This window comes from Microvirga sp. RSM25 (assembly GCF_044784385.1).
GTDB classification, from domain to species: Bacteria; Pseudomonadota; Alphaproteobacteria; order Rhizobiales; family Beijerinckiaceae; genus Microvirga; species Microvirga tunisiensis.
Map to the genome: position 1 here is coordinate 2,964,384 of NZ_CP173039.1, position 24,291 is coordinate 2,988,674.

The window sequence follows — 24,291 nt, forward strand, 5'->3', positions numbered from 1 at the left end:
TCTGCTCATTTTCCGAGCCTTATGCGCGCTGGATGCAGAACCGTCTTGGATGAAAGTGCTGTCTCAAGCGGCGCGGTAGGCGCCCGGCGTCACTCCCATCCGGGCCTTGAAGACACGGTTGAGATGGCTCTGGTCGAAGAAGCCGCAAGCCGCAGCCACGTCGCCGGGCGCCTCGCCCTGTCCCAGCAGACGGGTCGCCGCGCGGAAGCGCCGGTCGAGGAGATAGGCATGCGGCGTCAAGCCGGTCTCCTTGGCGAAGGCGCGGATGAAGTGGCTGCGCGACAGGCCGGCCAAGTTCGCGAGATCGGCGAGGTCTGCCTCTTCGCTCATGTGCGCGTCCAGATAGTCGCGCACCCGCAGAATGCTCCTCGAGCCGTAGCGGACGGCCGGCAGAGCATCGAGATCGGCCCAGCGTGCGATCAGCCGGCTCAGAAAATCGATGAGGCGGGTATCCTGCTCCATCTCGGATGACCAGCTTTCATCCTGGCAGAGGCAGGCATGAAGCCCGACCTGGGCCAGGAAAAGCTCAGGATCGTTGATGACCGAATGCGGGAACCAGGGCGGGCGGGAGACCGGCCGCCCGGCCACATCCTCGGCAATCTCCTGCATCAACTCGGACGACGGATAAAACGTACGGTACTCGAACCCCCCGCCGTAGGGCTCCCCATCATGGATCTCGTCAGGGCAGACGACGGCCACGGACCCTGCCGGCGCATAGTGCTGCTCGCCGCGATGGAAGAAGGTCTCGCAGCCCGCCAGAACCGCCGCGATGGCATAGGTATCGTGGCTGTGACGGGCATAGGCATGACGGCGAAAGGTCGCGCGCAAACAGTCGAGGTCGCGATAGCGCGGCACTCGCCAGAAATGCGTCACGTCCCCCGCTCCGACCTGATTAGGATCGAGCGAGACCTCAGGGGTGGTCACCGTCATGGCCGCCACCATGCCACATCAGAATGTGCGAGTCTTGGACAGAAGTCTCACCCACGGCCGACAAGGGCGAACCAGCCGTCCTCGTCCATGACCTGAACGTCGAACTCCTTGGCCTTGTCGAGCTTCGAGCCCGCGCCGGGGCCTGCCACCACGATGTCCGTCCTCTTGGACACGGAGCCAGCCACCTTGGCGCCGAGCCGCTCGGCCATCGCCTTGGCCTCCTCGCGTGTCATCTGCTCCAGGGAGCCAGTGAACACTACGGTCTTGCCCGCCACGGGCGAGTCCGCGGAGGCCGGCGCCTCCATCGGCTCCACGGTCACTTCACCAAGGAGCGCATCGAGCATCTCCTCGTTGTGTCCCTCCTTGAAGAACTCGACGACGGCTTCCGCCACCACCGGCCCGATGCCGCCGATGGCGGTGAGTTCGGCATGCGCTTCCGATGCCGGATCGGCAGCGGCCTTCGCCGTTTCGCGCAAGTGCTCGAAGGTGCCGAAATGGCGCGCGAGCAGCCGCGCGGAGGTCTCGCCGATATGAGGAATGCCGAGGGCGAAGATGAAGCGGTTGAGCGCGATCGAGCGACGGGCTTCGATGGCGGCGAACAGGTTCTTCGCGCTGGTCTCGCCCCAGCCTTCCCGGTTCTCCAGACGCTTGAGGCTGCGCGCGTTGCGGGCCTGCAGCGTGAAGATGTCCTGCGGGCGCTGGACGAGACCTTCCTCATAGAATTCATCGATGCGCTGCTCGCCCATGCCCTCGATGTCGAAGGCATTGCGCGACACGAAATGCTTCAGGCGCTCGCGAGCCTGCGCCGGGCAGATGAGACCGCCGGTGCAGCGGCGCACCGCATCCTCCTTGCCGGTGCGCGGATTGACCTCGCGCACCGCATGGCTGCCGCAGGCCGGGCATGTGGTCGGAAACTCGTAAGGCTTCGCGTCGGCCGGACGCTTCTCCAGCACCACGTCGAGCACCTTCGGGATCACGTCGCCGGCGCGGTTGATGATGACCGTGTCGCCAATGCGGACGTCGACCCCGCAGCGGATCTTCTCGCCGTTGCCGCCGATGCCCTTGATGTAATCCTCGTTGTGCAGAGTTGCATTGGACACGACGACGCCGCCGACGGTGACGGGCTTCAATCGCGCGATCGGATTGAGCGAGCCGGTGCGGCCCACATTGATCTCGATGTCTTCGAGCACCGTCACGGCTTTCTGGGCCGGGAACTTGTGCGCCAAGGCCCAGCGCGGCGAGCGCGAGACGAAGCCGAGGCGCTGCTGCAGGCTCAAGTCGTCAACCTTGTAGACGACGCCATCGATGTCGTAGCCGAGATTGGCGCGGTCGGTCTCGATGGCGTGGTAGTGCTCCAGCATCTCCGCAACGCTCGTGCAGCGGCGCGTGAGCGGATTGACCTTGAGGCCGAAGCTCTTGAAGCACTCCATCATGCCGGATTGGGTCGTCGCCGGCATCGCGCTCACTTCGCCCCAGGCATAGGCGAAGAAGCGCAACGGGCGCGAGGCGGTGATCGACGGATCGAGCTGGCGCAGACTGCCCGCGGCCGCGTTGCGCGGATTGGCGAAGAGCGCTTTCCCGGCGGCCTCCTGGCGCGCATTGATCGCGGCGAAATCCACGTGCGAGAGATAGACCTCGCCGCGCACCTCGAAGATATCGGGAACCTTCGAACCCTTGAGCCGGTGCGGAATGTCGCCCACCGTGCGGGCATTGTTCGTCACGTCCTCGCCCACCGCGCCGTCGCCCCGGGTGGCGGCGGACACGAGCCTGCCGTTCTCGTAGCGAAGGCTCAAGGAGAGACCGTCGATCTTCGGCTCGGCCGTGAGGGCGAGCGGCGCATCGGCCTTCCATTGCAGGAAGCGGCGGATGCGCTCGACGAATTCCTCCACCTCCTCGTCAGCGAAGGCGTTGGCGAGCGAGAGCATCGGCACCCGGTGCCGGACCTTGCCGAATTTCTCCGACACCTTGGAGCCGACCTTCTGGGTCAGGCTCTCGGGCGTCTTCAGTTCGGGGAACTGATCCTCCAGGGCCTCGTAGCGCTTGCGCAGCGCATCGTATTCGGCGTCCGAGACGCTCGGCGCGTCCTCCTCGTAATAGCGCCTGTCGTGTTCCTTGATCTCGGCGCCGAGCGCCTGGTGCTCCATCCGCGCCTCATCGGGCGTCAGGTGGTCGACGGGATTTTGGGAGGAGGTGCTGCGTGGGGGCATGGTCGAATCGTGTGTGAGGGTGCTTGAACCATAGCGCTCCGCGGGAGAGTCTCCAGGGGTCGGACAGCCATTCGCACCGACCGTCCACCGTCATGCGGGACGGAGCGTGAGCGGAGATCCGGGATCGGCGGCAGAATGGGATGCGGGATCCGCGACGTTCTCATCCCCGCCCCGATACTGTCATGCCCGCGCCGGCGGGGATCCAGAACCGCGACGTCTCGGGAAAGGGCGAGCCGCGTGACGTCTCGGTCTGCCTCGTCGGCCGTCAGGGATCCCGGGCTCCGCTCAGGCGGCCCCGGGATGACGGTGCCGGGCTGGTTTTCACGCTCCCGGATCGGCTTGCGCCGTTCGGCCCTCGCGCCCTCCGACTGCACCCTCCGGCTCATCGCCGGCCTTGTGCCGGTGATCCCGATTGCTTGAAGCGCAGCGCTCGTCCGATCGGGATGGCCGGGACAGGCCCGGCCATAACGGGAGCGCGTGGTCGTTGTGTCTCCTGTCACAGAGCCAGCACCTGTAGGCCCAGGGCTTGGGAGCCCTGAGCCGTGGGGATGATCGAGGGTGGTGCGCTGGGCAGCCCGGCTCGATGTGGATGGTGGAATGGGAAGAGCCGGACGGCGCCTCGCACGCGGGACTGTTAGGCGTTTACACTTGGTCCAGCCCAGGGCTGCCAAGGGCCTCCCGCCAACCGGCGTGCGAGGCCTGCTGCAGGACCGCTCCCCGCCCCACTCTTGCGACGCCTCGCGAGCGCGCCCTCCGTCGGGCCGGGATGAGCACGGGTCTAGCCCGGATGATACACAGTGTTAAGAACAAAGCGAGAACATAGTCCGCAGACCTGGTTAAACCCTCCACGTCATCACCGGGCTCGTCCCGGTGATCCCGATCCGTAAAGCACTGCGCCTCACCGGATCGAGATGGCCGGCACAAGCCCGGCCATGACGGCAGAGAGTGTCCAGGGCCGTGATCCCGTTCGTCTCGCTCGCCCTCATCCTGAGGAGCCGCGGCAAGCGGCGTCTCGAAGGAGGAGTTCAGGGCTCTTCCGGACCCTCCTTCGAGACGCAGCCTCACGGCTGCTCCTCAGGATGAGGGCCACGGGTCTGAAAGCGGGATGACCAGACTGATCCCCGGATCACGTCCGGGGACGGTGATGACGGGGAAGGTGTCATTCCCGGCCGAAGCGGAGCGGAGCGGAGGGGAAGGGAATCCATCAACTTGGCGCGTGATCGTGGCTCCCCTTCCCTCGCTGCGCTCGCCGGGGATGACACCAAGGGCGACCCCTCATGTCCTGAACTGGAAGGACACCCCATGCATCAAGGATTTCCAGGCTTGGGGATTTCGCTCAGTACAACCATGCCCTCGAATTCTGCGGGAGCCAGCGTTACACCCTGCTCGCTCGGCTCGCTGCCGGCTTGGAAAGGCTGTTCAATGCGCCGCGCAGATTGTCCGGCTCGAGTCCCGCCACGCCGGCCTCGATGGCGCCATGGAGGTCGCGCCAGATCGGGATGGCCGTGGCCAGGGTCTCCCTCCCCTTGTCCGTGAGGCGCAGCAGACGGCTGCGACGGTCGGACGGGTCCGTGTCGATGGCCACGAGGCCGTCGCGCTCGAGCGGCTTCAACGCTGCGGTCAGGGTGGTCCGGTCCATGGCCAGGAGCTGAGCCACAGGCGCGACGGGCGGCGGTGCCGCGCGGTTGAGGGCGTTCAGCAGCGAGAATTGCCCGGACGTGAGTCCGACCGGCCGCAGGGCATCGTCGAACAGGCGCGAGAGGGTGCGGGCGGCGCGTTGGGCGTGCAGACACAGGCAGGTATCGCGCACCAGATGGGTTGTCTCGAAGGGTACGTCGCGAGGGTTTGACATGGGCCGATTATGTTGATATCAACTTATTTGTCAAGAAAAACAGGCGCCGAAGCGCCGCAAACTCAAGCTTTACTGCCAAAAATCCAGGGAGATACGCGATGAAATATGTCGATGGCTTCGTGCTCGCCGTGCCGGCCACCAAGAAGGAAACCTACCGCAAGCACGCCGCCGAGGCCGCCCCTCTGTTCAAGGAGTTCGGCGCGACCCGCATGGTGGAGTGCTGGGGCGACGATGTGCCGGACGGAAAGCTCACGGATTTCCGCCGTGCCGTGGATGCCAAGGACGACGAGATCGTCGTGTTCAGCTGGATCGAGTATCCGTCCAAGGAAGTCCGGGATGCCGCCAACAAGAAGATCATGACCGATCCGCGCATGCAGGCGATGGGCGAGCAGATGCCCTTCGACGGCAAGCGCATGATCTTCGGCGGCTTCATGCCCATCCTCGACGTCTAGCATCGGACCCAAAAATGGATCCCACTTTTGGGATCCATCCGATGCTCCTTTTCTCGATGAGCGCATCGTTGATGCGGAAAACTGGAACCACTTTTCCGCACGATGCGCATGGAGGTGCCCCATGGCCAATCAGCATGGCGACTTCATCTGGTATGAGCTCCTGACGAACGATGCCGGCGCGGCTGCGCGCTTCTACGGCGCGGTCGTCGGATGGCAGACGCGAGCGGCGGAAGGCTCCGATCGCGGCTATCAGATCCTTGGAATCGGCGGTGAGGACGTCGGCGGGCTGATGACCCTTCCGGCCGATGCCGAACGCGCGGGCATGCGCCCGACCTGGCTCGGCTATGTCGGTGTCGACGACGTCGATGCGACCGCCGCCGAGATCGTTCGGGCCGGCGGTAGCCAGCATATTCCGCCGACCGACATTCCCGGTGTCGGCCGCTTCGCGATGCTCGCCGACCCGCAAGGAGTCGTGTTCTACGTGATGCGCGGTGCGACGGACGGCACGAGCACGGCATTCGACCCGGGCAAGGTCGGACATTGCAACTGGGACGAACTCGCCACCACCGATCCGGCAGCGGCGCTTGCCTTCTACAGCGCCCGCTTCGGCTGGGCGAAGGGCGACGCCATGCCGATGGGCGAGATGGGCGATTACCAGTTCATCGACCACGGCGGCCGGACCATCGGCGCCGTGATGAAGCGCACGCCGGAGGGTCCGCCGCCGGCCTGGAATTTCTACTTCGGCGTCGAGGACATCGATATCGCGGCGAAGGCCGTCTCCGACAACGGAGGCGCGATCCATTACGGTCCGGCCGAAGTGCCCGGCGGTGTATTCATCATCGTGGCCAGCGACCCGCAGGGAGCCATGTTCGGCCTCGTCGGTCCGCGCAGATCATAAATCTCAGGAGGCCTGCCATGAACATCCATGTTTCCGCCTTCAAATGGGTGCCGCCTTTCGCACAAGGCTATGTCCGCGATCTTCGCGTCCGCTGGGCTCTCGAGGAGGCAGGTCTTCCTTACGAGGCGAGATTGATCGATCCTGAGATCCAAGCCTCCGAGGCCTATCGGGAATGGCAGCCCTTCGGCCAGGTTCCTGCCTATAAGGACGACGCGGTCGAGATCTTCGAATCCGGTGCGATCGTGCTGCATCTCGCGATGCGATCCGAAGCGCTCGCCCCTCCAGACGAGGCGGGCCGCGCCCGGGTGACGACCTGGGTGATTGCCGCGTTGAACTCGGTCGAGCCGCATGTGCAGAACCTGGTTCAACTCGACGTCTTCCATGCCGGCGAGGCCTGGACGAAGGAACGCCGCCCGCAAGCCGAGGCAATGCTGTGCAAGCGTCTTGCGGCTCTCAGCGCCTGGCTCGGCGAGCAGGAGTTTCTCGAGGACCGTTTCACGGCCGGCGACCTGATGATGACCATGGTTCTGCGTGAGCTTGTCGAAACGGGACTGCTGGAACGCTACGCCAATCTGGGCGCCTATGTCCGCCGCTGCACCGACCGGCCGGCCTTCAAACGTGCGCTAGAGGCTCAGTTGCAGCCCTTCCGGGAGAACGCGCCGGCCGGATGATCGCCTGAGCATGCAGGCAAAAACCTGATCTGAGAATACAACTGGGATTTTCCCGAGGAGCCTACTCATGGCTAACGAACTTGTTCCCGCGGCAGAACTCGCGCGGCGCTCGCCGGTGCGCTTTCCGAACGAGAGCGCCGAATACCGCGCCGCGCGCACGGCCCTGCTGGCGGAGGAGATCGAATTGCGGCGCCACTTGGAACGTGTGGCGGCGCAGCGCCGTGCCCTGCCGCCCGGCGGCGAGGTGATCGGCGATTACCGCTTCGAAGGTGAGAACGGCCCGGTGAGCTTCGCCGATCTCTTCGGCGACAAGCAGTCACTCGCCGTCTACAGCTACATGTTCGGCCCGCAGCGCGAGCGCCCCTGCCCCATGTGCACCAACCTGCTCGGAGCAATCGAGGGCAACGGCGCCGATATCCAGCAGCGCATGGCGTTTGCCGTCGTGGCGCGCTCACCGATCGAACGACTGTTCGCCTGGAAGAAGGAACGCGGTTGGACGAACCTGAAGCTCTACTCGGACCTCAACGGCAACTACTCGCGCGATTATCACGGCGTGTTGCCGGACGGGTCGGAGATCCCGAGCCTCAACGTCTTCACCCGGCGCGACGGGACCATCCGTCACTTCTGGAGCGGCGAGATGACAGGCGATTCCGCCGATCCCGGCCAGGATCCCCGTGGCGCTCCCGATTTCGCCCCCTTGTGGAACGTGCTCGACACCACGCCGGAAGGGCGCGGAACGGACTGGTATCCGAAGTTGAACTACGGGACGTGATGAGCTGGCCATTGATGTCATTCCCGGCCAGAGCGGAGGGGAAGGAATCCATGGCAGTGCAGGTTTCAGTGGATCCCCTTCGCGGCCTGCGGCCGCCGGGGATGACACTCTCCGACGTCATGGCCGGCCCTGTGCCGGCCATCCCGATCTCTTGAGGTGTGGCCCTTTTCCAATCGAGATCACCGGCACGAGGCCGGTGATGACGTGCAAGGGTGGATCAATCAGGCCGCCGTAATGGCTACTGTCAATGCGTGGCCGCTTCCAGGAGCCGCGCCGCCGCGGCACGTGCTTCCTCGGTGATCGTCGCGCCGGCGAGCATGCGGGCGATTTCTTCCCGGCGCGGCGTCGCTTCGAGCGGGATTACGCGGGTGGCGACCCGATCCTCCCCTCCGCGCACGCCTTCCTTGGCGATGAGGAAATGGCTGCCGGCCTTGGCGGCGACCTGCGGCGCGTGGGTGACGGCCATCACCTGAACCTTCCGGGCCAGACGCGCGAGGCGCTGGCCAATGGCATCGGCCACCGCGCCGCCGACGCCGGTGTCGATTTCGTCGAAGACCAGGGTCGGGGCCGAGCCCTTGTCCGCCAGCACGACTTTCAGCGCCAGCATGAAGCGGGACAGCTCGCCGCCCGAGGCCACCTTCATCAGGGGGCCGGGACGGGTCCCGGGATTGGTCTGGGCCCAGAACTCGACGCGCTCGAAGCCGCTCGGATCGCGGCTGTCCTCGTCGGTGGTGATCTCCGTGATGAACCGCGCCCGCTCGAGCTTGAGCGGCGGCAGCTCGGCCTGGACGGCGGCATCGAGGGACTGGGCGGCCTTCTTGCGACCGGCCGAGAGGGCCTTGGCGGCTTTCACGTAAGCGGCGTCCGCTTCCTTCAGGGCGTTCTCCAGCCCGACGAGTTTTTCCTCGCCCGCATCGATGGCAGCCACGTCCTCTTCGAATCGCTGGCGCAGGGCGGCGAGCTCGTCGGCCGGGACATCGTATTTGCGGGCGGCGGCGCGCAGGGCGAAGAGGCGCTCCTCGGTCTGCTCCAACTCACGCGGGTCGAATTCGGTTGCGCGGATCGCCTCTTCGAGAGCCGCGCGGGCTTCGTCGATGGTGACGAGCGCGGCGTCGAGAGCCTTCACACTGGGCTCGACAAGAGACGGGACCTGGGCGCTGCGGCGCTCGAGCTTGCGCACGGCGGCCGAAAGTTCGTTGACCGGAGACGTGTTGCCGGCGACGACCTCATAGGCCTCATTGAGGTCCTGGGCCACCTTCTCCGACTGCATCATGACGACCCGGCGCCCGGCCAGGGTTTCCTCCTCCCCTGCCCGGGGGTTGAGGTTGGTCAGCTCCTCGACCGCATGACGCAGGAAATCGGCCTCCTTGCGGGCCTTTTGGATGCGGTTTCGGTGTTCCTGCAGGGCCGTACGGGCCTCGCGGACCCTTCGCGCGGCCTCCGTGACCGCCTGCACCTCGGCGGAGAGGCCGCCGAAGGCGTCGAGGATGGCGCGGTGCGAGACGGGATCGACCAGAGCGCGGTCGTCGTGCTGACCATGGATCTCGACCAGGGTCGCGCCGATGGCCCTGAGGACCTGCACGCTGACGGGCTGGTCGTTGACGAACGCGCGGGTGCGCCCGTCGGCCACCTGGACGCGGCGCAGGATCAGGTCGCCGTCGATATCGATATCGGCATCCGCCGCGATGCGGCGGGCCGGATGGTCCAGGGGGCAGTCGAAGACGGCCGTCACCTGGCCCTGGTTCTCGCCGTGGCGCACGAGGCTGCCGTCGCCGCGGCCGCCGAGGGCCAGGGCGAAGGCGTCGAGCAGGATGGATTTGCCAGCGCCGGTCTCACCCGTGAGGACACTCAGCCCCTCATGAAAGTGAAGCTCAAGCCTGTCGATGAGGACGATATCGCGAATCGCCAGCTGGATCAGCATGGAAGGTGAGGCTTAACCCGTCCGCTGGCTGACCTGGGGGACGCCGCGGAAGGCCTTGCTGATCCAGGATTGGGAATCCTCGCGCGGCTCGACGCCGCCCTTGGTCAGCAAAGCGTGGGCGTCCTTGTACCAAGGACTGTCAGGGAAGTTGTGGCCGAGAACGGCGGCGGCGGTCTGCGCCTCGTTGACGATGCCCATGGCCATGTAGGCTTCGGTGAGGCGCTCGAGGGCCTCTTCCACGTGGCGGGTCGTCTGATAGCGCGAAACCACGGTGCGGAAGCGGTTGATGGCGCCCGCATAGTTGCGCTTCTGCAGATAGAAGCGACCGACCTCCAGTTCCTTGCCGGCGAGTTGGTCGCTGGCGACCTGCAGCTTCTTCTTGGCGTCCGCCACGTATTCGGAGTTCGGATAGCGCTGAATCAGCTCCTGCAGCGACAGGATGGCGCGCTCGGACTTCTCCTGATCGCGCGTGATGTCGGGGATTTGGTCGTAATAGGACGACGCCATCAGATACTGGGCATAGGCCGCATCGGACGTGTTGGGATAGCTCTGGAGATAGCGCTTGGAAGCCGTGATGGATTCCTCATAGAAGCCGCCCTCGTAATTGGCGTAGGCCTCCATGATCAGTCCTCTGCGGGACCAGTCGGAATAGGGATATTGCTTGTCGAGGCTGCTGAATTTCTTCACCGCGCCGTCGAAATCGCCCTTCTGCACCCGGGCGAGACCATCGTTGTAGATCTCCTCCGCCGGGGCATTCGCCACAATCTCGGGCTTGTAGGTCTCGCTCTTGTCGAACGGATTGAGCGACGAAAGGGATTCGCAGCCGGCGAGCCCCAAGGCGCAGACGCCAAGGATCAGAGCGCGGGCGGACGCGCCTTTCATACCTGCATAAGCCTTCGCGAACGACATGCCTCGCGGTCCTCCAAAAACCGTGCTCGATGTTTTAACGATGCACCAGGGTTCTTTAGCCCAAGCATAGGGGCAGAGCCAAGCCCATACGTTAGCGCATCGTACGGAAAAGTGGATCCGGTTTGCCGCTCCGGACGATGCGCAACTTAAAATGAGCATCGGATGGATCCCGAAAGTGGTTTCCACCTCAGGGTCCGATGCTCTGGTTTACCCAATAGGCCTTAAGAAAGCCTGCATGAGATCATGCGGCCAATGGGCGCTTGCTGCCTATAGCGGAAATACAGGTCCGTCGGAAGCCGCTTTAGTGCATCTCGGGGGCGAGAACCGAAGCCGCCACGCTGCCGATATCGGCATAGCCCGTCTCGCGGCGGGGAACAGCGTCCACGATGGCGTAGTTGGAGCGGCTCGAGAACAGGGCCTCGAGCACAGAGAAATTCATGCGGTGCCCGCCGCAATAGGAGCGGTAGGTGCCGAGCAGCGGCAGACCCGCGAGGGAGAGATCGCCGACCGCATCGAGCAGCTTGTGACGGACGAACTCGTCCGCATAGCGCAGGCCTTCGGGGTTCATGATGCCGTCGTCGCCGATGGCGACTGTGTTCTCGAGGGAGGCGCCCAGGGCGAAACCGGCGCTCCAGAGCTTCTCCACGTCGCGCATGAAGCCGAAGGTGCGGGCGCGGGAGATTTCACGGCGGAAGACGGAGGGCGAAAGCTCGACGGCTTTGCGCTGGCGGCCGATCACCGGGGTGGGGAAATCGATCTCCACATCCAGGCGGAAGGCGCGGTCGTTGGGAAGAAGCTCGGCAAACGCCTTGCCCTGCGTGACGCGGACCGGCTTGAGCACCTTGAGATAACGGCGGGTGGCGCCCTGAACGGCGATGCCGACCTGGTCGATGGCATCGATGAAGGGAGCCGAGCTGCCGTCCAGGATCGGAACCTCCGGCCCGTCGATTTCGACGAGCACGTTGTCGATGCCGAGACCGGTCAGGGCCGCCATGAGGTGCTCGATGGTGGCGACCGCGCCCGTATCGCGGTCGCCGATCACCGTGCAGAGCTCGGTGGCGGTGACCGCCAGGTGCCGAGCGTCGATCAGTCGGTCCAGGCCGCCCGGCAGGCCGGTGCGCAGGAAAGCAATGCCATGGCTCGCTTCAGCCGGATGAAGGATCATCTTCACTTCATCCCCGGAATGAACGCCGGTTCCAACCAGGGTCACGGCAGCGCGAAGCGTGGTTTGCTGGCTTTGCTTCATTATTCCTGAACCTCAACTACCCTTGTCGCCAAACTGAGCCTCATTAGCCGGGGAAGTTGCATTTGCTGCATTGTGCTTCCGACCGGCAGGCTTCTCATTAGCGCTGCCCCTTTAACGTGGAGGCACCTTAGTCCCGCTGTCAGGCTAGGCCAAATCACGCTTTCTTACTTTGTGTTACAATTTGGATAACTCTCAAGTCATTGATGTTAATAGATTTTTAACAAATAAGACCCCCAGCCGCATCGGGCTGGGGGTCTTTTGTAACATCCGTGACAGCGACGTCAGACCAAATCAGTTGGCCTGGCGACGCAGGAAGGCGGGAATCTCCAGCTGGTCATCTTCCGACGGAGCCCGGGGGGCCGGAGCCATCGGGGCCTGCGGAGGACGCTGGGCCTGGGGCGGCATGGGCCGGCGGGCGTACTCGGCGTGGACCGAGGACATGGGCTGGCGCGGCGCTTCCTGGCGTGGCTCGGCGGGGGCGTGCTGGGGCTCCTCACGGCGGCCGAAGCCGATGGTCGCAAGGCGCTGGATCAGCGACGGCTTATGCTCGTGAGCAGGCTCCTCGCCGCGGCTGGCGCGGATCTGATTCTGCGCCGGCATCGGTAGCTCGTCGATCTGCGGCATCCGGGCCGGACGCATGGCGCGTTCAGCCTGCGGCGGGATGAAGGCGCCCTGCTCCACCGGCTCCTCATAGACTGGCTGCTGGGGAGCCGGAGCCTCGTAAGCCAATGCCTGACGGGGCTGAGCTGGCGTGAGGACCACGTCGTCGCGAATCACAGGCTGCGGAGCGGGCTCGAGCGGCTGGGCCGCGGCCATGGGAGCCGGAGCCGCAACGTGGGCAGAAGCCAGAACGGGCGTGCCCTGGTTCAGGATCGGAGCCGCCTTCACCGATTCGGCTTGGGCGGCGGAGCGAAAGGTCGGCGCAGGCTGAGTGGGCGTGGCGCGGGCGCGGGCCTCGGCACGCAGGCGCTCGGCCACCTCGGAGATGCGCTGCTCGGTAGCAGTCAGGTCTCCGCCCTTCTCGAGAAGGGCGTGGTCGATGCCGGTCGCCACGACGGAGACGCGGATGATGCCTTCCAGGCTCTCGTCGAAGGTCGCGCCGAGGATGATGTTGGCATCCTGGTCCACTTCCTCGCGGATGCGGGTCGCTGCTTCGTCGAGCTCGTAGAGGGTGAGATCGTTGCCGCCCGTGATCGAGATGAGCAGGCCGCGCGCGCCCTTCATCGACACGTCGTCGAGGAGCGGGTTCGCGATGGCTGCCTCGGCGGCACGGATGGCGCGCTTCTCGCCGGATGCCTCGCCCGTGCCCATCATGGCCTTGCCCATGCCGCGCATGACGGAGCGCACGTCGGCGAAGTCGAGGTTGATGAGGCCTTCCTTCACCATCAGGTCGGTGATGCAGGCAACGCCGGAATAGAGCACCTGGTCGGCCATGGCGAAGGCGTCCGCGAAGGTCGTCTTCTCTGTGGCGACACGGAACAGGTTCTGGTTCGGGATCACGATGAGCGTGTCGACCGCCTGCTGCAGCTCGTTAATGCCGGCTTCCGCCAGACGCATGCGGCGCACGCCCTCGAACTGGAACGGCTTCGTAACGACGCCAACAGTCAGTATACCGAGTTCGCGGGCCGCGCGGGCCACGACCGGGGCCGCGCCTGTGCCGGTGCCACCGCCCATGCCGGCGGTGATGAACACCATGTGCGAGCCGGCGAGCTGATCGCGGATCTCGTCGATCACCTCTTCGGCAGCCGCGCGGCCGACCTCCGGCTGCGAGCCGGCGCCGAGGCCTTCCGTGACTTGGATGCCCATCTGAATCACGCGCTGAGCCTTGGAGGAGGCTAGAGCCTGCGCGTCGGTGTTCGACACCACGAACTCGACGCCCTCCAGACCGGATTCAATCATGTTGTTCACGGCATTTCCGCCGGCGCCACCGACGCCGAAAACCGTGATGTGCGGCTTGAGTTCCCGGATGTCCGGAGTTTGCAGATTCATTGCCATGACCTGTGCCTCTTCTGGCCTTAATACTGATAAGCGTTTGGCGGACGCTAACCCTTGTTTACTTGAACTCTTCACGATGGCCCGCCGCGCCAACGCGTTACTCGTTATTAGAAACTCTCGCGAATCCAACGACCCACCCGCGAGAAGTAGCCGTCGGTTCCCGTACTCTGAAACAAGCCGCTGGAGCGCGGCTCGAAATACTCGATGTGAGCCACCTGCGGATAAACCAGGAGGCCGACCACTGCCGAAAAGGCAGGGCCCTTTGCCGCCTCAGGCAGACCCTTGATGCCGAGCGGACGCCCGACACGAACCTGGCCCTGCAAGATGCGGCGCGCCGTTTCCGGCAGCCCGACGAGTTGGCTTGCGCCGCCCGTCAGCACGACCCGCCGTCCGGCCTGGGCCGCAAAGCCCGCGCCTTTCAACCGATCACGCACGAGTTCGAGAACTTCCTCGACCCGCGGCTTGATGATGCGAACGAGGTGCGATTTCGGCAGATGATTCGGAACGTCCCGTTCGTCCTCGTCGACCTGCGGCACCGCGATCATGTCCCGGTCATCCGCGCTCGATGTGATCGCGGAGCCGTAAAGAGTCTTGAGCCGTTCGGCTGCGGACACGCGGGTCGTGAGACCGCGCGCGATGTCCATGGTCACGTGGTGACCGCCGACGGCGATGGCATCGGCATGCACCAGATGGCCGTTGGAGAAGATGCCGACGCTCGTGGTGCCGCCGCCCATGTCGACGACCGCGCAGCCCATATCGGCTTCGTCGTCGACGAGTGCGGAGAGACCCGCCGCATAGGGCGTTGCGATCACGGCTTCGACGCCGAGATGGCAGCGCTCGACCGCGAGCATGAGATTGCGGGCGGCAGCCGCTTCGGACGTGACCACATGCAGATCTGTACCGAGACGCTCGCCGATCATGCCGGCAGGATCGACGATGTGATTCTGCTGGTCGAGCGAGAAGCCGGTCGGCAGAGCGTGAAGCACGGTTCTGCCGCGACGCAGGTCGTAGCTCGATGCTGCATCGAGCACGCGATGAACGTCGCCGGAGCCGACCGCGCCGCGCACCGGGATATGCGCTTCGAAATGCTCGGACGCGAGACGGCCGCCGGTGAGATTGACGATCACCGACTGGATTTCGACCTTCGCCATGCGCTCGGCAGCGTGAACCGCCTGACGGATCGCACTTTCGGCCGCTTCCAGATCGACGACAACGCCGCCTTTGAGGCCCACGGAGCGCTGATGGCCGATGCCGAGAATACGCGCCACATGGGTGCGGCTGCGCAGCGATTCGACCTCGTCGGCCGGCTTCAATTCCGCCACGACGCAGACGACCTTGCTCGTGCCCACATCCAGGACTGAGAGAATGGCGCTCTTGCGCGCGGAAAGCGGCTTCAAGCGAGGCGTCAAACCGTGACCCGAGAGACTCATGTATCGACCCCCTTGCCGCGCATTGGTTTTTTCTTGAGCGCCTCGGCGCGGGCCAGGGCTGCCTCTTCCGTCAAGCGGACGACGACGCGATCCGCCATGCGCAGATCGATCGCCAGAACGTCCTTTTCCAGAATCTTCTGCTCGTGTTCGAGCTTTACGAGACGGGCCAGCGCATTGGCGACCCCGAGCTCCGGCAGGCGCACGTCCATGCCGTTGTCCATCTTGAGCGTCCAGCGCCGCCCGGCCACGAGAGTGCCCGCACGAATGCGGTTCTTGAGCGGGCCTGCAGCCTCGAGCAGCGCGAGATAGTCCTTGCTGCGGGTATTGGCGCCCTCGCCCACCACGAACGGCAGATCGAGATAGCGCTCGTCCTGCATCAGGTCGATCACCGTGCCGTCGGCAGCGATCACGAACAATTCGCCGTTGTTCTGCCAGATCCCGTGCGCCTCGCGCTCGGTGAGCGTGATGACGAGTTCGTTCGGATAGAGCTTGCGCACCATAGCCGACTTGATCATCGGAACGCGTTCCAGGCGCTCGCGCAGATCGTTCACGTCGAGGAAGGCCAGCGACTGCTTGGAATTGATACCCGCCGCAGCGAGAACCTCGTTCTCGCCCATCTGCGAGATGCCAGAGATCGTCACCTGATCGAGGCCGAGACCGACCGCCCGTGCCAGCGCATGATGCGGCTCGCCGTAGTCACGGATGAAGCCGTCGATATGGCCACCCTGCCAGAGACCGAATCCGATGACGGCACTGAAGAAGCCGAGCGCCAGGCCGGTGCCGAGAAAGCGCGGAAGGCGCTGCTCGAGCGGGAGACCGGCGGAGCGCCGGCGCACGCTGCGCGAGGAGCCAAAGAGTTTCTTGATTCGTGAAGGCTTCTTGAACTGGGAGGCGCCTGCCCCCCGACTTCCAGGGGCAGAGCGCGCAACCGCGAATCCGGCCGGGTAGGCCGTCATCGGTTGCAGGTAGCGTCCTCCACCATCCATTGCACAAGCTCGCCAAACGAATAGCCCGCGTGGGCTGCCAATTCGGGCACCAAGCTCGTCTCGGTCATGCCGGGTTGCGTGTTGACCTCAAGAACGACGAGTTCCCCTGTTCCTCCAGGAGTGTCGTCGTACCGTAAGTCAGCGCGGCTGATTCCCCGACAGCCGAGCGCTTGATGCGCCGTTAACGCCAACTCTTGGACCTTTTGGTAAATATTCGGTTTAATTTCTGCCGGGAGGACGTGAATGGAGCCCCCCTTCACATATTTCGCATCGTAATCGTAGAAGACCCCGGTGGCGGGCTGGATGTCGATGACCCCGAGGGCCCTGTCGCCCATGACCGCGCAGGTGAGTTCCCGGCCCGCAATGTATGATTCTACAAGGACTTGCTCGCCGAAGGCCCAGTCCTCCCGCGTCAGCTCCTGGGGTGGATGGGATCGGTCCTCGCGGACGATGATGACACCGACGGAAGAGCCCTCGTTGACCGGCTTGATCACGTAGGGCGCCGGAAGAACGTGGCCTTTCGCCGCCTCCAAACGGTTAACGACCTGCCCTTTCGGCACCGGTACGCCCGCCGCCGCCATGATCGTTTTGGCCCTGTCCTTCTGCATGGCGAGCGCCGAGGCGAGGACACCGGAATGGGTATAGGGAATTCTTAAGACTTCCAGCAGACCCTGGATCGTTCCGTCCTCGCCCACCCGGCCATGGAGCGCGTTGAACACCACATCCGGCGCAACGGCCTGAAGAACGGTGGCGATGTCGGGTTGCACATCGATGGGAGTGACCTTGTAACCCTGCGCCTCCAGGGCCTTGCAGCAGGCCCGGCCCGAAGCCAGGCTCACCTCGCGCTCGGCCGACCAGCCGCCATAGAGAACGGCAACGTGCTTCGCCATGATCTGCTCCCGTCATGCGCCCCGGCCACACCGGGATGATTAAGTGATTCGAATCAGTTCCTCGCGATCCCGACCCGCTTGATTTCCCATTCGAGCTGCACGCCCGACAACTCGCGAACGCGGCGGCGCACCTCTTCGCCCAGGCCCTCGATATCGGCCGCGGAGGCGGAGCCGTGGTTGATCAGGAAATTGCAGTGCATCTCGGAGACCTGGGCATCGCCGATGCGAAGTCCCCGGCAACCCGCTGCATCGACCAGCTCCCACGCCTTCTTGCCCGGAGGGTTCTTGAAGGTGGAGCCGCCCGTGCGGGTATTCACCGGCTGCGTGGAGGAGCGCGCCTCGGTAATGGCGTTCATCTCGCTAAGGATCTCGGCGGGATCGCCAGGACGGCCCTCGAACAGAGCCTCGGTGAAGATCACATCGTCCGGCACGTCTGAATGGCGATAGGTGAAACCCATCTGCGCATTGGTGAAGCTCACCGCCTCGCCGGTGCGCGTGACGCCCTTGGCCCCGATGAGCACATCCTTCGTCTCGCCGCCATAGGCGCCGCCATTCATGCGCAACGCACCGCCGATGGCGCCGGGAATGCCGCGCAGGAAGGACAGACCGGCAATGCCGGCCTCCGCCGCCGCGCGCGCGACCTTCACGTCGGGGGCGCCGGCACCGGCGCGCACGCGCAGGCCCGGCTCCACCGACACTTCGGCAAAACCTTTTCCTAATCGGATCACGACGCCTTCCCATCCCCCATCGCGAATGAGCAGGTTGGAGCCGAGACCTACGACGAGCACGGGCAGGCTGCGGTCGAGTCGCTGCAGGAAGTGCGCAAGATCGTCCGCATCGACCGGCGTGAACAGCACCTGCGCCGGGCCGCCCGTGCGGAACCACGACAGAGGCGCCGTCGGCGCATTCGCCTCCAGCTTGCCGCGCAGTTCGGGCATGCCGGCCTTCAGATCGGGAACGATATCAGGAAACATCAAGCCGCCTTCTCGCCAAGCGCCTCGAGCTCGCCCGGCAGCGCGTAGGCCCATTGGGTGATGTTGCCGGCGCCGAGGCAGATCACGTAATCGCCCGGTTTCGCGATGCCCTTCACAAAACCTGCGAGTTCCTCCGACTTTTCAAGCGCCATCACGTTGCGGTGTCCGCGCGCCTTGAGGCCGGACACGAGGCCGTCGCGGTCTGCGCCCGGGATCGGCTGCTCGCCCGCCGCATAGACCGGCGCGACGATGACCGCGTCCGCATCGTTGAAGCAGGTGCAGAACTGATCGAACAGGGACGACAGGCGCGAATAGCGGTGCGGCTGCACCACGGCGATGACCTGCCCGTCGGTCGAGGCGCGGGCGGCCTTGAGCACCGCTGCGATCTCGATGGGATGGTGGCCGTAATCATCAAACACCGTGACGCCGTTCCAATCGCCCGTGCGGGTGAAACGGCGCTTCACGCCGCCGAAGCCTGCGAGCGCCTTGCGGATCGCATCCGGCGTGACGCCGAGTTCATGCGCGACCGCAATCGCAGCGGTGGCGTTGAGCGCATTATGCGCACCCGGCATCGGCAGCACGAGGTCTTCGAGTTCGAGGCGGAAGCCGGGACGGCGGTCGCGGATCATGACGCGGAAGCGGTTCTGACCGCCGCGCGAATCCACATCCATTAGGCGCACGTCGGCCTGCGGATTCTCGCCGTAGGTGATGATGCGGCGATCCTCGATTCGGCCCACGAGGTCCTGCACGGTCGGGTGGTCAATGCACATCACGGCGAAACCGTAGAACGGGATCGAATTGATGAAGGAGTGGAAGGCGTCCTTGATCGCATCGAAGGTGCCGAAATGATCGAGATGCTCGGCATCGATATTGGTGACGATGGCCACATCCGCCGGGAGCTTCAGGAAGGTGCCGTCGGACTCGTCCGCCTCCACCACCATCCACTGGCCATCGCCCATGCGGGCATTGGTGCCATAGGCATTGATGATGCCCCCGTTGATGACGGTCGGGTCGAGCCCGCCCGCATCGAGCAGCGTGGCGACGAGGGACGTCGTGGTGGTCTTGCCGTGGGTGCCCGCCACCGCGACGCATGACTTGAAGCGCATGAGCTCGGCCAGCATCTCGGCGCGACGTACGACGGGCAGGCGCTTCTCGCGGGCGACGATCAGCTCCGGGTTGTCGCGCTTGATCGCGGTCGAGACCACGACGATCTCCGCATCCTCCACGTTCTCGGCCCTGTGGCCGATGAAGGTCTTGATGCCCTTATCGTGCAGGCGCCTGACGTTGTAGTTGTCGGCCGCGTCCGAACCCTGCACCGTGTAGCCCAGATTGTGCATGACCTCGGCGATGCCCGACATGCCGATGCCGCCGATACCGATGAAGTGAATGGGACCAAGCTTCGGCGGCAGTTTCATGGTTTTTTTCCATTATTGTTCGAATGAATGAGGGTGAGAACGACTTGCGCCAGGCGCTCCGCCGCATCCGTGATGCTGGCGCTATGTGCAGCGGCGGCGGCTTTGGTCAAGCGGTCAGGCTCTTGAAAAAAGAGCTGAATCTCGTTTGCCAGCCTCTCAGGGGTGAAGTCCGATTGCGGACAAACGATGGCGGCTCCGAGATCTCCGAGGGTTTTGGCGTTGGCCGCCTGGTCCTGGTCGAGGGAGCCCGGCAGGGGCACGAGGATCGAGGGGCGACCGATCACCGCAAGCTCCGCGACGGTCGAGGCGCCGGAACGGGAGACCACGAGATGGGCCTGGGCCAGCCGGTACGGCAGATCCTTGAAGAAGGGCTCGGCCTCGAATTCCACACCCAGTTTCCGGTAATGGTCGCGGACCCGCTCCAGGTCCTCGCCCCGGGCCTGCTGGGTGACGACAAGGCGTGTTCTCAGGTTCGGCGGCAGGAGCTCGATCGCCGGGGGCACCACATCGCTCATGACCCGCGCGCCCTGGCTGCCGCCGACCACGAGGAGGCGGAGCTTCCCATTGGGCTCCAGGCTTGCATAGGGCTGCTTTGCGGCTTCCAGCACCGCGGGCCGGATCGGGTTGCCCGTGTGGACGAGCTTTCCGGGCACGTTCGCCGGAACCCCCTTGATATCGGCGAAACCCGTCGCAATCACGGTGGCCCGGCGGGCGAGCAGGCGGTTGGCGCGCCCCATCACGCCATTCGCCTCGTGGATCACCGTCGGCACCTTGAGGAAGGAGGCCGCCAACACCGGCGGCACGGTGGGGTAACCGCCGAAGCCCACGACGAGGGCAGGCTTCATCTGCCGCATGAGGGATGCGGCCTTCAGGGTCCCCTGCCCCAGCAGCAGAGCCGCCTTCGCCATTTGCGGCAGCGAGCGGCCGGATGGGGTCGCGGACGGAATCTCGACGATCTCGTCGGCCGGAAACGAGCCTGCATAGGCATTGGCGCGCTTGTCGGTCGCGAGCGCCACCTTTGCGCCAGAGGCCTTCAGGGCATTCGCCAGTGCTTCGGCCGGAAAAAGATGACCGCCGGTTCCGCCGGCGGTCAGGAGGATGAGAGGAGCGCTCATCAATGCGCCCGATCCTGGGCGTAATGGTCCATCATCTCGGCGCGCGGACGCCGCCGCGTGAGGGCGATGAGGAAGCCCATGCCGAGCGCGAGCGAGAGCAGCGACGAGCCGCCATAGGAGATGAAGGGCAGCGTCATGCCCTTGGCCGGCATGAGGTGCACGTTCACCATCATGTTGATGCAGGCCTGCAGGCCGAACATGAAGATGAGACCCGTGGCCGCGAGACGGCAGAACGTGTCCTCGCTGCGCCGTGCGAGCGACAGGCCGCGCAGCACGATGAAGGCAAAGACCAGGAGCAGCACGATGCAGACGACGATGCCGAATTCTTCTGCCGTGACGGCGAAGATGAAGTCTGTGTGGGCATCCGGCAGGATGCGCTTGACCGTGCCCTCGCCCGGACCGCGCCCGAGCCAGCCGCCGCGCGAGAAGGACTCCATCGCCGTGTCCACCTGAAAAGTGTCGCCGGAATCCTTGTCGAGGAAGCGCTCGATGCGGGCCCGCACGTGCGGTAGGAATTCATAGGCCGCCACGATGCCCACAAGTCCGGCGCCCCCGAGGCCCATCACCCAGAACCAGTGCAGGCCGGCGATGAAGAACAGGCCGCACCACACGATGGTGACCAGCATGGTCTGGCCGAAATCGGGTTGGAGGATGAGCGGGATGATGGTGGCGGGCAGAAGCAGGAACGCCAGCAGCGTGCCTGGCACGTCCTTGCGCCGCGCCCCTTCCGAGAAGGCCCAGGCCGACAGCACCACGAAGGCGGGCTTCACGAATTCCGACGGCTGCAGGCCGAGCGGGCCGATCATGATCCAGCGATGGGCGCCCTTGATCTCAGGACCGTATTGGAACGCCAGCAGGATCAGCACCATCGCGACTGCATAGACCAGCAGTGCCAAACGCCGGATGTGGCGCAGGGACAGGAACGAGACCGGGATCATGATGGCGAGCGCCGGGACGAGGAACATCACCTGCCGGTTCACGAAGTGAAACGTGGAGAGGCCGAGGCGCTCCGCAACGGGCGGGCCGCCGGCCATGAGGAAGACGAGACCTGCCAGCATGAGGATGGCGAGACCTGCGAGAAGCAGGCGGTCGACCGTCCACCACCAATCGCCGAAAGCCGAGCGTTCCGCGCGCGACACCATCTTCAAGCCCCCTTGGCTTCAAGGCCGGGTAATGCCCGGACCAGATCGCGGAAATGGTTTCCGCGCACTTCGTAATTCGGAAATTGGTCATAGGACGCGCAGGCCGGCGACAGCAGCACGACGGCCGGGCTCCCCAGCGCCTGCGCATCCGCTGCCGCCTGTGCCACAGCGTTGTCGAGAGTGCCGCACTGAACATGCGGAACGTCGCTGCCGAGCGTCCTGGCAAATTCGTCCGCAGCCGCGCCGATGAGATAGGCCTTGCGGATCTTAGGGAAATAGGATTTCAGCGGCTCGATGCCGCCTTCCTTCACCTTGCCGCCGAGGATCCAGAGAATTTCGTCGAAGGATTTCAGCGCCTTCTCGGTGGAATCCGCGTTGGTGGCCTTGGAGTCGTTGATGAAAAGGGTCGATCCGATGCGGCCGACCTCTTCCATGCGATGCGGCAAGCCGGGGAAGGTGTGGAGGCCAGCCCGAATCTTCTCAGGCGAAACGTCCAAGGCCAGTGCGACTGCAACAGACGCAGCGGCATTCTGCGCATTGTGGGCGCCACGCAGCGAACCGATGCCCGACAAGTTGGCGACAGGGGCGGCATCCGACGGCGTCACCCCGACAAGCGTTTCGCCGTCCGCGAAGACACCCTTCACACTAAGCGGCTCGACCGAAATGCGAGCGACGTTCACGCCCTTTGCCTGGCATGAATCGGCGATCGCACAGCTCATCGGATCGTCGACGCCGATGACGGCAAGCCCCGCCTTCGCCGCCAGCCGCTGCTTGATCGCTGCGTAATCTTCCATCGTCCCGTGCCGGTCGATGTGATCGGGCGAGAGGTTGAGATGAACGCCGATGGTAGGCGCGAGCGAGGGCGCCAGATCGATCTGGAACGAGGAGCACTCGATCACGTGGATGCGGTCGTCGGCCGGTGGCTCCAACGACAGGATCGCGGTGCCGATATTGCCGCCCATCTGCACGTCGCGGCCGGCTTCGCGCAGGATATGCGCGATCAGCGCCGTCGTCGTGGATTTCCCGTTCGTGCCGGTAATGGCAACAAAGGGTGCATTCGGCGCGATTTTCGCCCGCTCGCGGCAGAACAGCTCGATGTCGCCGATGATCTCGACGCCGGCCGCACGCGCGAGCTTCGCCGACCAGTGCGGCTCGGGATGGGTCAGCGGCACACCGGGCGAAAGGATCAAGGACGAGAATCTCGACCAATCCGCATTCCGCAGGTCGCCCGTTTCGATACCCTTCGCGTTGGCCTCGGCCAACTTGGCCGGATTATCGTCGCAGGCGATCACATGTGCCCCGCCCTCCTTTAGGGCAAGCGCCGTCGCCAGCCCGGAGCCGCCGAGGCCGAAGAGAGCGACTGTTTTGCCTGCGAAGGTGGTGACGGGGATCATGCGCGCTACCGCAGCTTGAGGGTGGCGAGGCCGGTGAGCGCCAGCACGACGGCGATGATCCAGAACCGGATCACCACCTGCGGCTCGGTCCAGCCCAGCTGCTCGAAATGATGGTGGATCGGCGCCATCTTGAAGACGCGCTTGCCCGTGAGCTTGAAGGAGGTCACCTGGATGATCACGGACATGATCTCCAGCACGAAGAGCCCACCGACGATGGCGAGAACGAACTCGTGCTTGGCCGCCACCGCAATGGTGCCGAGAAGGCCGCCGAGGGCGAGCGAGCCCGTGTCGCCCATGAAGATCTGGGCCGGAGGCGCGTTGAACCAGAGGAAGCCGAGGCCTGCGCCGATGAGCGCACCGCAGATCACCGCGAGCTCGCCGGTGCCGGGCACGAAATGGATCTGCAGGTAATTGGAGAACACCGCGTTACCGGACAGATAGGCGATGAAGCCGAAGGTGCCCGCCGCGATCATTACCGGCACGATGGCGAGTCCGTCGAGACCATCGGTGATGTTCACCGCATTGCCGGCGCCGACGATCACGAAGCCGGCGAAGACGATGTAGAACCAGCCGAGATTGAAGATCAGGTCCTTCGAGAACGGCAGCGCCAGTTTGTTGGCGAGGCCCGGCGTCGCCATGTAGGAGATGGCGATGCAGGCAATGGCGGCGATCAGCGCCTCGATGGCGAGGCGCGAGCGGCCGGAAAAGCCCTTGTGCGACTGCTTCGTCACTTTCAGGTAATCGTCATAGAACCCGATGGCGCCGAAGCCCACGGTGACGAACAGCACGACCCACACATAGTGGTTTTCCAGGTTCGCCCAGAGCAGGGTCGAGATCAGCACGCCCGCGAGAATCATCAACCCGCCCATGGTCGGCGTGCCGCGCTTGGTCAAAAGGTGCGATTGCGGCCCATCCTCGCGGATCGGCTGCCCCTTGCCCTGGCGCAGGCGCAGAAGCGAGATCATCCACGGGCCGAACAGGAAGACGATCAGCAAGCCGGTCGCCGTCGCGCCGCCGGTGCGGAACGTGATGTAGCGGAAGATATTGAGGGGGCTGAAATAGGGGCTGAGCTCAGCCAACCAGGTTAACATC

20 protein-coding genes are annotated in these 24,291 nt (G+C 64.9%); 4 read left to right on the top strand and 16 right to left on the bottom strand.

Features of this window, described 5'->3' with window-relative positions; all coding sequences use genetic code 11:
- Positions 1–63: 63 nt before the first annotated feature.
- The 3 genes from ACD578_RS14080 to ACD578_RS14090 all read right to left on the bottom strand — a co-directional run bounded on the left by ACD578_RS14080 (position 64) and on the right by ACD578_RS14090 (position 4,989).
- Positions 64–930, bottom strand: coding sequence for an AraC family transcriptional regulator (locus ACD578_RS14080; RefSeq protein ID WP_404285894.1), 867 nt, complete (start codon positions 928–930; stop codon positions 64–66).
- A gap of 47 nt (positions 931–977) precedes the next feature.
- Positions 978–3,137 (bottom strand): NAD-dependent DNA ligase LigA, encoded by a 2,160-nt coding sequence (gene ligA / locus ACD578_RS14085; protein ID WP_404285896.1) that lies wholly within the window; start codon positions 3,135–3,137, stop codon positions 978–980.
- Between the two features lie 1,375 nt (positions 3,138–4,512).
- A complete protein-coding gene (locus ACD578_RS14090) occupies positions 4,513–4,989 on the bottom strand; it encodes a MarR family winged helix-turn-helix transcriptional regulator (protein WP_404285898.1) in 477 nt (158 codons plus the stop codon).
- A gap of 98 nt (positions 4,990–5,087) precedes the next feature.
- Here ACD578_RS14090 and ACD578_RS14095 point away from each other — a divergent pair, with 98 nt between their 5' ends.
- The 4 genes from ACD578_RS14095 (at position 5,088) to ACD578_RS14110 (ending at position 7,782) form a co-directional block, all read left to right on the top strand.
- A complete protein-coding gene (locus ACD578_RS14095) occupies positions 5,088–5,441 on the top strand; it encodes a DUF1428 domain-containing protein (RefSeq protein WP_404285900.1) in 354 nt (117 codons plus the stop codon).
- 121 nt (positions 5,442–5,562) lie between these two features.
- Positions 5,563–6,339, top strand: coding sequence for a VOC family protein (locus ACD578_RS14100; protein WP_404285902.1), 777 nt, complete (start codon positions 5,563–5,565; stop codon positions 6,337–6,339).
- 17 nt (positions 6,340–6,356) lie between these two features.
- Positions 6,357–7,010 (top strand): glutathione S-transferase family protein, encoded by a 654-nt coding sequence (locus ACD578_RS14105; RefSeq protein WP_404285904.1) that lies wholly within the window; start codon positions 6,357–6,359, stop codon positions 7,008–7,010.
- A 67-nt stretch (positions 7,011–7,077) separates the two neighbouring features.
- Positions 7,078–7,782, top strand: coding sequence for a DUF899 family protein (locus ACD578_RS14110; RefSeq protein ID WP_404285906.1), 705 nt, complete (start codon positions 7,078–7,080; stop codon positions 7,780–7,782).
- Positions 7,783–8,026: 244 nt separating this feature from the next.
- Here the strand turns inward: ACD578_RS14110 and recN are convergent, their stop codons facing one another.
- From recN to mraY, 13 genes are all read right to left on the bottom strand, one after another.
- A complete protein-coding gene (recN, locus tag ACD578_RS14115; protein ID WP_404285908.1) occupies positions 8,027–9,703 on the bottom strand; it encodes a DNA repair protein RecN in 1,677 nt (558 codons plus the stop codon).
- 12 nt (positions 9,704–9,715) lie between these two features.
- Complete coding sequence (locus tag ACD578_RS14120; RefSeq protein ID WP_152709894.1) at positions 9,716–10,612, bottom strand: outer membrane protein assembly factor BamD; 897 nt, start codon at positions 10,610–10,612, stop codon at positions 9,716–9,718.
- A 301-nt stretch (positions 10,613–10,913) separates the two neighbouring features.
- On the bottom strand, positions 10,914–11,858 hold the full coding sequence (gene lpxC, locus ACD578_RS14125; RefSeq protein WP_404285910.1) for a UDP-3-O-acyl-N-acetylglucosamine deacetylase: 945 nt from the start codon (positions 11,856–11,858) through the stop codon (positions 10,914–10,916).
- A 291-nt stretch (positions 11,859–12,149) separates the two neighbouring features.
- Positions 12,150–13,853 (bottom strand): cell division protein FtsZ, encoded by a 1,704-nt coding sequence (gene ftsZ / locus ACD578_RS14130; RefSeq protein WP_404285912.1) that lies wholly within the window; start codon positions 13,851–13,853, stop codon positions 12,150–12,152.
- Between the two features lie 107 nt (positions 13,854–13,960).
- Positions 13,961–15,283: a cell division protein FtsA gene (gene ftsA, locus ACD578_RS14135; protein WP_152709901.1), complete on the bottom strand. Its 1,323-nt coding sequence runs from the start codon at positions 15,281–15,283 to the stop codon at positions 13,961–13,963.
- Positions 15,280–16,269: a cell division protein FtsQ/DivIB gene (locus ACD578_RS14140; RefSeq protein ID WP_404285915.1), complete on the bottom strand. Its 990-nt coding sequence runs from the start codon at positions 16,267–16,269 to the stop codon at positions 15,280–15,282. Before ACD578_RS14140 ends, ftsA begins: the two co-directional genes overlap by 4 nt.
- A complete protein-coding gene (locus ACD578_RS14145; protein WP_152709905.1) occupies positions 16,236–17,159 on the bottom strand; it encodes a D-alanine--D-alanine ligase in 924 nt (307 codons plus the stop codon). The genes ACD578_RS14140 and ACD578_RS14145 overlap by 34 nt, the downstream gene beginning before the upstream one ends.
- A gap of 53 nt (positions 17,160–17,212) precedes the next feature.
- A complete protein-coding gene (gene murB / locus ACD578_RS14150; RefSeq protein WP_404285917.1) occupies positions 17,213–18,136 on the bottom strand; it encodes a UDP-N-acetylmuramate dehydrogenase in 924 nt (307 codons plus the stop codon).
- A complete protein-coding gene (gene murC / locus ACD578_RS14155; protein ID WP_404285919.1) occupies positions 18,133–19,548 on the bottom strand; it encodes a UDP-N-acetylmuramate--L-alanine ligase in 1,416 nt (471 codons plus the stop codon). The genes murB and murC overlap by 4 nt, the downstream gene beginning before the upstream one ends.
- Positions 19,545–20,663 carry an undecaprenyldiphospho-muramoylpentapeptide beta-N-acetylglucosaminyltransferase gene (gene murG, locus ACD578_RS14160; RefSeq protein WP_404285921.1) on the bottom strand — a complete coding sequence of 373 codons (1,119 nt, stop codon included), beginning with the start codon at positions 20,661–20,663 and terminating at the stop codon, positions 19,545–19,547. Before murG ends, murC begins: the two co-directional genes overlap by 4 nt.
- Complete coding sequence (ftsW, locus tag ACD578_RS14165; protein ID WP_404285923.1) at positions 20,663–21,805, bottom strand: putative lipid II flippase FtsW; 1,143 nt, start codon at positions 21,803–21,805, stop codon at positions 20,663–20,665. Before ftsW ends, murG begins: the two co-directional genes overlap by 1 nt.
- Before the next feature lie 2 nt (positions 21,806–21,807).
- On the bottom strand, positions 21,808–23,199 hold the full coding sequence (gene murD / locus ACD578_RS14170; protein WP_404285925.1) for a UDP-N-acetylmuramoyl-L-alanine--D-glutamate ligase: 1,392 nt from the start codon (positions 23,197–23,199) through the stop codon (positions 21,808–21,810).
- 5 nt (positions 23,200–23,204) lie between these two features.
- Entirely contained in the window at positions 23,205–24,290 is a 1,086-nt protein-coding gene (gene mraY, locus ACD578_RS14175) for a phospho-N-acetylmuramoyl-pentapeptide-transferase (RefSeq protein ID WP_404285927.1), read from the bottom strand.
- Between the last annotated feature and the right edge of the window lies 1 nt (position 24,291).